Source organism: Rhizobium sp. CECT 9324 (genome assembly GCF_918741265.1).
Lineage (GTDB): Bacteria > Pseudomonadota > Alphaproteobacteria > Rhizobiales > Rhizobiaceae > Allorhizobium.
In genome coordinates this window covers 1,500,701-1,511,959 of the sequence record NZ_CAKKMZ010000001.1, presented here as the reverse complement: position 1 = coordinate 1,511,959, position 11,259 = coordinate 1,500,701, and the positions used below count along the sequence as shown (strand labels likewise).

The 11,259-nt window shown below is 61.3% G+C and carries 14 protein-coding genes; 2 read left to right on the top strand and 12 right to left on the bottom strand.

What is annotated here, in order from left to right:
• Nucleotides 1-18: 18 nt before the first annotated feature.
• The 12 genes from LQ231_RS07400 to coxB form a co-directional block, all read right to left on the bottom strand.
• Nucleotides 19-348: a type II toxin-antitoxin system RelE/ParE family toxin gene (locus LQ231_RS07400; protein ID WP_230170855.1), complete on the bottom strand. Its 330-nt coding sequence runs from the start codon at nt 346-348 to the stop codon at nt 19-21.
• Nucleotides 345-590, bottom strand: coding sequence for a type II toxin-antitoxin system ParD family antitoxin (locus tag LQ231_RS07395; protein ID WP_230170854.1), 246 nt, complete (start codon nt 588-590; stop codon nt 345-347). Before LQ231_RS07395 ends, LQ231_RS07400 begins: the two co-directional genes overlap by 4 nt.
• A gap of 127 nt (nt 591-717) precedes the next feature.
• Nucleotides 718-1,722 carry a 4-hydroxy-3-methylbut-2-enyl diphosphate reductase gene (ispH, locus tag LQ231_RS07390; RefSeq protein WP_230170853.1) on the bottom strand — a complete coding sequence of 335 codons (1,005 nt, stop codon included), beginning with the start codon at nt 1,720-1,722 and terminating at the stop codon, nt 718-720.
• A gap of 5 nt (nt 1,723-1,727) precedes the next feature.
• On the bottom strand, nt 1,728-2,093 hold the full coding sequence (locus LQ231_RS07385; protein ID WP_230170852.1) for a DUF1304 domain-containing protein: 366 nt from the start codon (nt 2,091-2,093) through the stop codon (nt 1,728-1,730).
• A gap of 69 nt (nt 2,094-2,162) precedes the next feature.
• Nucleotides 2,163-2,966, bottom strand: coding sequence for an SURF1 family protein (locus LQ231_RS07380; RefSeq protein WP_230170851.1), 804 nt, complete (start codon nt 2,964-2,966; stop codon nt 2,163-2,165).
• Complete coding sequence (locus LQ231_RS07375; RefSeq protein WP_113140552.1) at nt 2,935-3,318, bottom strand: DUF983 domain-containing protein; 384 nt, start codon at nt 3,316-3,318, stop codon at nt 2,935-2,937. The genes LQ231_RS07380 and LQ231_RS07375 overlap by 32 nt, the downstream gene beginning before the upstream one ends.
• A gap of 157 nt (nt 3,319-3,475) precedes the next feature.
• Nucleotides 3,476-4,351, bottom strand: a complete 876-nt coding sequence (locus LQ231_RS07370; RefSeq protein WP_230170850.1) for a cytochrome c oxidase subunit 3 — start codon at nt 4,349-4,351, stop codon at nt 3,476-3,478.
• 57 nt (nt 4,352-4,408) lie between these two features.
• Entirely contained in the window at nt 4,409-5,017 is a 609-nt protein-coding gene (locus tag LQ231_RS07365) for a cytochrome c oxidase assembly protein (protein ID WP_230170849.1), read from the bottom strand.
• Between the two features lie 12 nt (nt 5,018-5,029).
• On the bottom strand, nt 5,030-5,167 hold the full coding sequence (locus LQ231_RS07360; protein WP_230170848.1) for a hypothetical protein: 138 nt from the start codon (nt 5,165-5,167) through the stop codon (nt 5,030-5,032).
• Entirely contained in the window at nt 5,167-6,123 is a 957-nt protein-coding gene (locus tag LQ231_RS07355; RefSeq protein ID WP_230170847.1) for a heme o synthase, read from the bottom strand. The genes LQ231_RS07360 and LQ231_RS07355 overlap by 1 nt, the downstream gene beginning before the upstream one ends.
• A gap of 89 nt (nt 6,124-6,212) precedes the next feature.
• Nucleotides 6,213-7,892, bottom strand: a complete 1,680-nt coding sequence (ctaD, locus tag LQ231_RS07350) for a cytochrome c oxidase subunit I (RefSeq protein WP_113140548.1) — start codon at nt 7,890-7,892, stop codon at nt 6,213-6,215.
• Between the two features lie 15 nt (nt 7,893-7,907).
• Nucleotides 7,908-8,792 carry a cytochrome c oxidase subunit II gene (gene coxB, locus LQ231_RS07345; protein ID WP_230173270.1) on the bottom strand — a complete coding sequence of 295 codons (885 nt, stop codon included), beginning with the start codon at nt 8,790-8,792 and terminating at the stop codon, nt 7,908-7,910.
• A gap of 327 nt (nt 8,793-9,119) precedes the next feature.
• Here coxB and LQ231_RS07340 point away from each other — a divergent pair, with 327 nt between their 5' ends.
• Complete coding sequence (locus tag LQ231_RS07340) at nt 9,120-9,650, top strand: invasion associated locus B family protein (RefSeq protein ID WP_113140546.1); 531 nt, start codon at nt 9,120-9,122, stop codon at nt 9,648-9,650.
• Between the two features lie 133 nt (nt 9,651-9,783).
• Nucleotides 9,784-11,199: a metalloprotease TldD gene (tldD, locus tag LQ231_RS07335; protein ID WP_230170846.1), complete on the top strand. Its 1,416-nt coding sequence runs from the start codon at nt 9,784-9,786 to the stop codon at nt 11,197-11,199.
• Nucleotides 11,200-11,259 lie beyond the last annotated feature (60 nt).

Sequence of the window (11,259 nt, the reverse complement as noted above, 5' to 3'; positions counted from 1 at the left end):
AGGCAAGGAGGTCGTCGCTCAGTTGTCACCTTTGTCTTGCGGAAGGTCATCGAATTGACTGGCGACATCCCTGTGGCCTTCAAGAATATTGACGATCTCCAAGGTCTCGCTGGTATAACGGAGAAAGATCACATACCCGCGGAAGGCGAAGCTGCAAATATCCGGCCGCAACTCTGGACGAGGCCGTCCGACACGGCCGGGCAGATCCGCCAGATGCCGACATTTTTGCCGCAAGATGCCGACAAACTGCTGAGCGACCGATATGGATCTGCTTTCACTGGCGATGTAGCGCAGTATTCCAACAAGGTCATTTTTCGCGCTTTCGAGAAAGATCAGGCGCCGCGTCAAAGGCCTTGACGGGACAGCCTGTCCGCCTCTGCTGCCAGCGCCGTATCGAGCTCATCCTCGCCTACGATGCCACCGTGCTCGATCGAGGCGGTCAACATTTCCCGCAGAGCCGTCAGTTTGACTTCGCGCTCTTCAACCAGTCGCAAGCCTTCGCGCACGACTTCGCTCGCGGAGCCGTAACGACCGGTCTGCACGGTCGCCTCGACAAACTTCTCCCAACGCTCTCCCAAAGATACATTCATTCTGATGTCTCCGTTGCCATCCCACGATAGCGAATAACCAAAAATGCGCAAGTTTGGCCATCAGGCGCGAGCAAAAGCATTTCGCCAGCAAAAACCGGCTGTCGACGCGAACTTCACTTGTCGTGCCTCAGCCGTTGACCCAGGCCATGTCGTCGCGGGTCAGTTCGACCTCGCGCAGCTCGCGATTGACGAGGAAGTGTTCGTTTTCTTCCGTGGTGATCGCCAGTTCGACCTTGGCGTCAAAGCGGGTGCGGAAGGCTTCGATGATCTCGTCGACGATGACTTCCGGGGCCGAGGCTCCGGCGGAAATGCCGAGTGTGCCAATCGTGCCGACATAATCCCAGTCGATTTCGGCGGCGCGCTGGACGAGCAGGGAGCGGGTTGCCCCTGCCCTCAGCGCCACTTCGACAAGCCGCTTGGAATTGGACGAGTTGGGGGCACCGACGACGATGAACAGGTCGCAGCCGGGTGCCGCCTGCTTCACCGCTTCCTGGCGGTTGGTCGTCGCATAGCAGATGCTGTCGGCAGACGGCGCGGTCAGATTGGGGAAACGTTCGTGCAGCTTGGCAATGACGCCGGCGGTGTCATCGACGGACAGCGTGGTCTGGGTGACGAAGCCGAGATTGTCAGGGTCGAGCGGCTGGTAAGCCTCGGCATCCTCGATGGTCTCGACCAGCGACACGGTTCCCGGTGGCAATTGCCCCATGGTGCCGACCACTTCGGGATGACCGGCATGACCGATCAGGATGACATGGCGGCCGAGGCGCTCGTGGCGCATAGCCTGCTTGTGGACCTTGGAGACCAGCGGGCATGTGGCATCGAGATAGAAGAGGTTGCGGCTCTGGGCATCCTCCGGCACCGATTTCGGCACGCCATGGGCCGAAAAGACAACCGGCTGCTGGCGATGCTCGGCGGGGATCTCGTCCAGTTCCTCGACAAAGATCGCGCCCTTGGCTTCCAGGCCTTCGACAACGTAGCGATTGTGGACGATCTCGTGGCGCACATAGACCGGCGCCCCATAACGCTTGAGGGCAAGCACGACGATCTGGATGGCACGGTCGACGCCGGCGCAGAAGCCGCGCGGGCCGCAAAGCCTGATCGTCAGAGGTGGTCGGTCGATATGCATGTTCATTCAGTTCAGCCAGCGATCAGGACAGCAAGGATGGCGAGGGTGGCGGGCAAGGCCTGGACGAAAAGGATCTTGCGCGACGCCGTCATCCCCCCATATAGGCCAGCGACCAGCACACAGCCAAGGAAAAACAGCTGGAGCTGATAACCGACGGAGAGATCCGGATGCAGCAGGCCCCAGATCAGGCCGATGGCGAGGAAGCCATTGTAGAGCCCCTGATTGGCGGCGAGAACCTTGGTCGCCTCGGCTTGCTCGGGCTTCATGCCGAAGGCCTTGCGGCCATAGGGCGTGGTCCAGAGAAACATTTCGAGGATCAGGATGTAGATATGCTCGAGCGCGACGAGCGCTACCAGTGTCGAAGCCAGAAATCCCATTGTGTCAGTGTCCCCCATGCGCCAGCGCGAATCCGGCCTGGCGTCTGTTCTAGCGGAATTTGACGCTTGTCACGAGTGGGACGCGCCCGACCGCTTCCTTCGACCGAACAGGCCGGTGATCGACACGGCGAGCAGGGCGACGGCAAGGCCATACCAGGTGACGGCATATTGCAGATGGCTGTTGGGCAGGTCGATCTGGGTCACGCCGCCCATGGGCAGACCGCCCGGCACGGGGGTCGCATCGGCGTCGAGGAAAAATGGCAGCACCTTGCCATCCGGCAGGTTCGTGGTCGCTGCCATGCGGGTCAGGTCCTTCCAGAAGAAGATGTTGCGGCCTTCGTCATTGTCGGGAACCATGGAGGACGGCTTTTCGCCCAGACGCGCGCGGGCAAGACCGGTCACCTTCACAGGCCCTTCGATGAGGCTTTGCGGACGGGTGGATGCCTCTTTGCGGTCGTAGGGCACGAAGCCGCGATTGACGAAGAGATAACGCCCGTCGGCCAGTTGCAGCGGCGTATAGAGGTAAAAGCCCGACTGGCCCTGGAAGGTGGCGAGGAAATGGCGCTCCTTGTCATGCAGGAAGCGGCCCTCCGCGGTGGCGGCCCGATAGTCGACATCGTCGCCCGCGGCCAGCATTGCCTCGATCCCGACTGCATCCAGCGGCTGCGCATGGCGGCGCTGCTCGATCGAGGCGATCAGGGCTTCCTTCCAATAGAGACGCTGGACCTGCCAGGTGCCGAGCGACACCAGGATCGCCAGCGCCACGGGCACCAGCACGAGACCGGTCCAGAAGCGCCAGCGGCGCGCCGGTGCCGGCGGCTCGACAGGTTCTGTCGGCTGATCAGCCACGGTCGATCGCCCCTTCGGAGGCATTGTGCTTGTACTGCATGGCAATCAGCCAGGCCTTCAGGGTGCGCATCAGCCACAGCGAGAGGGCGACGGCGAGCGGCGCAAAGACCAGCAGATGCAGCCAGATCGACGGCTGGTAGTTGATCTCCACCCAGACAGCGAGACCGACGACGAGGAAGTCGACGAGCAGGATGACAAAGATCGCCGGACCATCGCCGGCATCGATAAAGGAATAGTCGAGACCACAGCTCGAACACTGGGTCTTCGGCTTGGTCAGGCCATCGAACAGGCGGCCATTGCCGCAGCGTGGGCAGGAGGCGGACAATGCCGCCTTGACCGGATCGACGGGCGGAAACTGGGCTGTATCTTCGGTCATGGTTTTCTCCCATAGGGCGTGCATTTGGCTTTTGCCAAGCATTAGACCAATGCGCCGCTGCACTCTATTGGCCCGATGGTCGCAGGCACCAAGAAAATTCGGCAAGAAAAAGGGCGGCACACGGGCCGCCCTTGATCCGGTTTTCGACGCGCGGCGCTCAATGCGCCAGCGGTGCGCCCCAATCGCCCCAGATATAGATGGCGAAGAAGAGGAACAGCCAGACGACGTCGACGAAATGCCAGTACCAGGCAGCGGCTTCGAAGCCGAAATGCTGCTGCGGGGTAAAGTGACCGGCGAGCGCCCGGAACAGGCAGACGATCAGAAAGATCGTGCCGACCAGAACGTGGAAGCCGTGGAAACCAGTCGCCATGAAGAAGGTCGCGCCATAGATCGAATTCTTGAAGTCGAATGGCGAGTGCATGTACTCGTAAGCCTGAACGAAGGAGAACAGGACACCGAGCAGAACCGTCAGGGTCAGGCCGGAGATCAGGCCCTTGCGGTCGTTGTGCAGCATGGCGTGGTGCGCCCAGGTGACACAAGTGCCGGACAGCAGCAGGATGATGGTGTTGTAGAGCGGCAGATGCCACGGATCGACAACCTCGATGCCAACAGGCGGCCACTGACCACCGGTGAACTCGACGCGGCTTGCCTGGATCGCTTCGTGCGGGAAGAGGCTGGCGTCGAAGAAGGCCCAGAACCAGGCGACGAAGAACATCACTTCCGACGCGATGAACATGATCATGCCATAGCGCAGATGCAGCGACACCACGCGGGTATGATGACCGGCATGGGCTTCCTTGATCGTGTCGGCCCACCAGGCGAACATGGTGAACAGGATGATCGCCAGGCCGATGAAGAACAGCCACGGGCTCGCCATTTCCAGGCCGAACAGCTTGAACGAGCCACCCGACAGGAAGCGCATATAGGCTACGCCGCCAAAGGTGATGATGAATGCACCGATCGATGCCAAAAGCGGCCAGGGGCTCGGATCGATGATGTGGTAGTCGTGGTTCTTGGTGTGCGCTTCGGCCATCTCAGCAATCCCCGAATGTCAATTTCATAACGAGACCCGGCGAACCGGACCCCTCTCTCACAGTTTCGGCTGTCCAACCTCTTCCCCGGCCGACAGAGCGGCCACCGGCTTCTGATCCTCGCGCGGATAGAAGGTGTAGGACAGGGTAATCGTGCCGAGGCCTTTCGTCTCTTCCGCGTCAACAATCGCGGGATCGACAAAAAACACGACCGGCATTTCCATGGTTTCGCCCGGCTGCAACGTGGTCTCGGTGAAGCAGAAGCACTGGACCTTGTTGAAGTAGGCGCCGGCTTCGCCCGGCGTGACGTTGAAGATCGCCTCGCCGGTGACCGGACGCGACGAATGATTCGTCGCGACATAACGAATTTCGACAGTCTCACCGATACGCGGGCTGATCTCCTTGTCGACCGGGCGGAAATCCCAGTTGAGACCGTTCGAGACATTGGCATCGAAGGTGACATCAATGGTACGGTCAAGCACGACATCGGAGGCCTGCTCGACACGCTTGGTCGTGCCGCCGTAACCGGTCACCTGACAAAACAGTTGATAGAGCGGCACCGCGGCATAGGCTGCGCCGACCATCGCGCCGACGAAGACGAAACAGGCCGTCGCAACCCCGAGGTCGCGGCGCTTGGCGGTCTTGTCTTTCTGGATGAATTCGCTCACGTCCGCTGTTCCCTAATGCCCGACGCTGCCGATCTTGACGATCGTGACGACGTAAAAGATCACAACAAGCGCTGCCAGCAGCACGCCGAGCGCAACATTGCGGCCGCGACGCGATTTCTTCTGGCTTTCGTTCAGCTTGACGGTTTCCATCAGGCGGCACCTCCGAAGAACTGGGCAAACGGCGCGATGTAATGGTCGACCAGAAGGGCCGAAAAGATCGCGAAGAGATAAAAGATCGAATAGGCGAAGAGCTTCTTGGCCGGCACCATCTTTTCGTCGCCGTCAGGCATGCGCCAGACGGCGATGGAACAGAGGACGAAGACGATGCCGAGACCGCCGGCAAACAGGCCGTAGCCGATCGAGGCAAGCCCGGTCACGGTCGGGATGACGCCGGTCACGGCTGTCAGCACCGCATAGGCGGCGATCTGGCGCTTGGTCGAGGGGACGCCGGCAACATTCGGCATCATCGGCACACCGACGGCGCCATAGTCCTTCATCTTGAACAGCGCCAGCGCCCAGAAATGGGCCGGCGTCCACAGGAAGATGATCATGAACAGAACGACGCTGTCGAGCGACACGCCACCGGTGACACAGGCCCAGCCGACCATGGGCGGGAAAGCGCCGGCGGCGCCACCGATGACGATGTTCTGCGGTGTCGAGCGCTTCAGCCACATCGTGTAGACGACGGCGTAGAAGAAGATGGTGAATGCCAGGATCCCGGCCGAGAACCAATTGACTGCGAGACCGAGAATGACGACCGAGAACACCGAAAGCACGAGGCCGAAGGCCAGAGCCTCGGTCGGATGGATGCGGCCAGCGGGAATCGGGCGGTTTGCCGTGCGGGTCATGACCGCGTCGATATCGGCGTCATACCACATGTTAAGCGCGCCAGAGGCGCCGGCACCGACGGCGATGCAGAGGATCGCGATGGCGCCGAGAAAAGGATTGATCGAACCCGGCGCGAGCACCAGGCCGGCAAAGGCGGTGAAAACCACAAGCGACATGACGCGCGGCTTCAGCAGTTCGAAATAATCGCGCGGGCCGGCCTCGGACAGGCGGACTTCGCCTTCCATGCCGAATACGTCGCGATTGTCGATGACTGTCATAATCTTAAACTCGCCTTCCAAGGTCTTGACGGGCGCCGCGATCTTGAAGGTCGCGGCGCCCGGTTTCTGTCTGTCGGCTGAACCGGCGCTTACTTGATGCGCGGCAGCTGTTCCCACTGGTGGAACGGCGGCGGCGACGACAGCTGCCATTCCAGCGTGGTCGCACCTTCACCCCACGGATTGTCGCCGGCGACGCGCTTCTTGGCGAAGGCTTCGAAGACGCCGTAGAGGAAGATCAGGACCGCGAAGGCCGAGATGTAGGAGCCGATCGACGACACGAGATTCCAGCCGGCAAAGGCATCCGGATAGTCGATGTAACGGCGCGGCATGCCGGCGAGACCGAGGAAGTGCTGCGGGAAGAATACCATGTTCACGCCAATGAACATGACCCAGAAATGCAGCTTGCCGACGAACTCGTTGTACATGTAGCCGGACATCTTGGGGAACCAGTAGTACCAGCCCGCGAAGATGGCGAAGACGGCGCCGAGCGACAGAACGTAGTGGAAGTGGGCCACGACGTAATAGGTGTCATGCAGCGAACGGTCGAGGCCGGCATTGGCGAGCTGCACGCCCGTCACGCCGCCGACGGTGAACAGGAAGATGAAGCCGATCGCCCAGACCATCGGAGTGCGGAAGGTCAGCGAGCCACCCCACATCGTCGCGATCCAGGAGAAGATCTTGATGCCGGTCGGCACCGCGATGACCATGGTTGCGAAGAGGAAGTAACGCTGTGCCTGCAGCGACAGGCCGACCGTGTACATGTGGTGCGCCCAGACGACGAAGCCGACAGCGCCGATGCCGACCATGGCATAGGCCATGCCGAGATAACCGAAGACCGGCTTCTTGGAGAAGGTCGAGACGATGTGGCTGACGATGCCGAAACCGGGCAGGATCAGGATGTAGACTTCCGGGTGACCGAAGAACCAGAAAAGGTGCTGGTAGAGGATCGGGTCGCCGCCGCCTTCCGGCGCGAAGAAGGTCGTGCCGAAGTTGCGGTCGGTCAGGAGCATGGTGATGCCGCCGGCAAGAACGGGCAACGACAGAAGCAGCAGGAATGCGGTGACCAGAACGGCCCAGGCAAACAGCGGCATCTTGTGGATCGTCATGCCCGGAGCGCGCATGTTGAGGATCGTGGTGATGAAGTTGATCGCACCGAGGATCGACGAGGCACCCGAAACATGGAGCGCGAAGATCGCAAGGTCAACCGCAGGTCCCGGCTGGCCCGAGGTCGCGAGCGGCGGATAGAGCGTCCAGCCACCACCGACGCCATAGGCGCCTGCCGGACCTTCGACGAACATCGACAGGATCAGCAGCAGGAAAGCCGGCACGATCAGCCAGAAGGAGATGTTGTTCAGACGCGGGAACGCCATGTCCGGCGCGCCGATCATGATCGGGATCATCCAGTTGGCAAAACCGCCGATCAGGGCCGGCATCACCATGAAGAAGATCATCACGAGCGCATGCGCCGTGGTGAAGACGTTGAACATGTGCTTGCCGCCGTCGATGGCAGCGTCGCCCTCGAAGCCGTAGACCATGGATGCCAGACCGTGGAAGATCTGGATGCCAGGCTCCTGAAGCTCCATGCGCATGGCAACCGACAGCGCACCGCCGATGATGCCGGCGATGATCGCGAAGATCAGATAGAGCGTGCCGATGTCCTTGTGGTTCGTCGACAGGAACCAGCGAGCGAAGAAGCTCGGCTTGTGATCGTGGTGATGGTCATGATGCGCGCCATGGGCGTGATCGTCGTGGGCAACAGGTCCAGCCATTGTCCGCACTCCTTGTTAGTTCGAAACGTTTGCGGCGGTCTGGACGGCAGCCGGAGCACCGTCGACAGCTGCCATGAGCGCCTTGTTTGCGCCAGCGAGGTCGCTCGTTGCCGCCTGAGCCCAGGCAGCATATTTGTCTTCCGAGACCACGCGGATGGCGATCGGCATGAACGCATGGTCCTTGCCGCACAGCTCCGAACACTGGCCGTAGTAGAGACCTTCGCGCTCGGCTGTGAACCAGGTCTCGTTCAGACGACCGGGGATCGCATCGATCTTGATGCCGAAGGCCGGCATGGCAAAGGCGTGGATGACGTCGGTCGGAGCAGCGGTGATCAGCATGCGCACCGTCTTGCCGATCGGAACGACCACTTCGTTGTCGACGGCGAGCAGACGCGGATAACGGGCCATGTCTTCCTTGCCGGCAGCAGCGCGGTCGGTATCCTTGAGCAGATAGCTGTCGAAGGAAACGGCCTGTTCGCCCTGATATTCATAGCTCCACAGCCACTGGGTGGCGGTCGCCTTGATCGTCAGGTCGGGATTTTCCGGCATCTTCAGCTGATAGGTCAGCAGGTTGAAGGACGGAATGGCAATCGCGAAGAGAATGAGTACCGGCGCAACCGTCCAGACAATCTCGATCAGCGTGTTGTGGCTGGTCTTCGAGGGAACCGGGTTGGCCTTGGCGCGAAACTTGACGCCCACCACGATGAGAAGGATCAGAACGAAAATCGTGACCGGCACGATGAACCAGAGCGTATACTGCTCAAACCATCTGATCTGCGACATCACTGGCGTTGCCGCATCCTGTAGCGTCATCTGCCAGGGCCTGGGCTGGTCGGCGAAGCTTACAGAAGCGAAAAGCAGACAGGCCAGCGCGGCCAATGCTGCATAGGTTCTCTTCATCACGGTTAGGTCTCCCACAAGCGCTTGATCCACATCAAACCATAGCGCAAAAATCATGCTAGTGTCGTCGTTTCAAATCATAGATTGGCCGCATTCGCAATACGCCTCAGGCAAAGCCCGTGCGGCATTTTGCGCATCATCAATTGCCAATGCTCTCAATTGCATGGCTTTCGCCCGTTGCGGTTGGCCAAGGCGGCAATCTTGCTCCCGCAAGGCGAAACGCGGTCCCAATTATGCCGCACTCAACCTTAAAACAAGCGGCGGGGCTTTCATTTCCCAACCCCCACGACGACAATGTGCGGGATGATTCGTTTTCCAGAGGTATCCATGGGTCTCCCAAGACTTCTTTGGTCCGGCTTGACCGCAGGCGCCCTTTTCCTTGGCGCGCTTTCCATGCCGGCCCAGAGCCAACAGCCACAACAACCGCCCGGCACGATCCGCTCCAACCATGGTGCGTGGTCGGTGATCTGCGACAAACCGGCCGGCGCGACGGTCGAACAATGTGCACTGATGCAGAACGTCATTGCCGACGACCGGCCGGAAGTCGGCCTGTCCGTCGTGGTGCTGAAGACCGCCGACCGCAAGGCCCGCATCCTTCGCATCCTTGCGCCGCTCGGCGTGCTGCTCAAGGACGGCATGGAGCTGTTCGTCGACGGCAATAATATCGGCCGTGCCTATTTCACCCGCTGCTTCTCCGAGGGCTGTTATGTCGAAGTCGAGATCGACGAAGAGCTGATGAAGATCCTGCGGGCCGGCAAGGCCGCCGTTTTCGCGCTGCGCGAATCCGCCGACCAGGACCGCGTCGGCATCCCGATCGAACTCGCCGGCTTCGGCGAAGGCTATGACAAGCTGCCATAATATATGAAGTGCGAGGCCCTGCCCGCAGTCGCTCCGCTTTTCGTGAAGACCGGAATGAGACGGGCAGGCCCTGCAGGCTTGCCCCTTTTCTTATGTGCGCCTACATGCAGGGGCCACGGCCAAGGAGACCAGCATGACCCAGGACCTTCTCTCCCTCTTCGATTGCGACGAGGCAACCTTGACGAAGCGCGTCTCGGATGCCCTGGCCGGCGCCGATGATGGTGAACTGTACATAGAGCACGCCCAGGCGGAATCGCTGACCTTCGACAATGGCCGGCTGAAGGGCGGTTCGTTCAATACCGACCAGGGTTTTGGCCTGCGCGCGGTCGCCGGCGAGGCGGTGGGCTATGCGCATGCCGGCGAGTTGTCGCTTGCCGCCCTGTCGCGTGCCGCCGATGCGGTCGGAGCCGTCACCCATGGGCATTCGGGTTCCTATGCGGCGGCACCGCAAAGGACCAATGCCAAGCTTTACGGCGACGGCAATCCGATCGGTTCGCCGACCTTCGAGGAGAAGGTCAAGCTGCTGTCCGAGATCGACGCCTATCTGCGCGACAAGGACAACAAGGTGCGCCAGGTGACCGCCTCGATCGCCGCTAGCTGGCAGGTGGTCGAGATTCTCCGCGCCGACGGCCACCGGGTGCGCGACATAAGGCCGATGACCCGGATCAACATTTCCGTCATCACCGGCCAGGGCGACCGCCAGGAAAGCGGCTCCTTCGGCGTCGGCGGCCGCATGGGGTTTGACGAATTCCTCAGCGCGGAAAGCTGGCAGCACGGCGCCGACGAGGCACTGCGCCAGGCGCTGGTCAATCTGGAGGCGCAGGAAGCGCCGGCCGGCACGATGGACATCGTGCTTGGCAATGGCTGGCCGGGCGTCATGCTGCATGAAGCGGTCGGCCATGGACTGGAAGGCGACTTCAACCGCAAGAAGACCTCGGCCTTTGCTGGCCTGATGGGCGAGATGGTTGCCGCTCCCGGCGTCACCGTCGTCGACGACGGCACGATCAATGACCGGCGCGGCTCGATCACTGTGGACGACGAGGGCACGCCATCCGCCTACAATGTGCTGATCGAGGACGGACGCCTGGTCGGCTACATGCAGGACCGGCAGAATGCCCGGCTGATGGGCATGAAGGCGACCGGCAACGGCCGCCGCCAGGGCTATGCGCACCAGCCGATGCCGCGCATGACCAACACCTTCATGCTGTCCGGCGACAAGAGCCCAGACGAGATCATCGCTTCGGTGAAGAAGGGCATCTATGCCGTCTCCTTCGGCGGCGGCCAGGTGGACATCACCTCGGGCAAGTTCGTCTTCGGCTGCACCGAGGCCTATCTGATCGAAAACGGGAAGATCGGCGCGCCGGTCAAGGGCGCCATGCTGATCGGCAATGGCCCCGACGCCATGAAGCGGATCTCGATGATCGGCAACGACACCAAGCTCGATACCGGCATCGGCAATTGCGGCAAGGCCGGCCAATGGGTCCCGGTCGGCGTCGGCCAGCCACATCTCAGGATGGACCAGATCACGGTGGGTGGGACGAAGACCTGAACATGTGCCGTTGAAGCGCAAGCTTCGGCGGCATCTTGCCTTTGCCCCTGCACCGCCGTC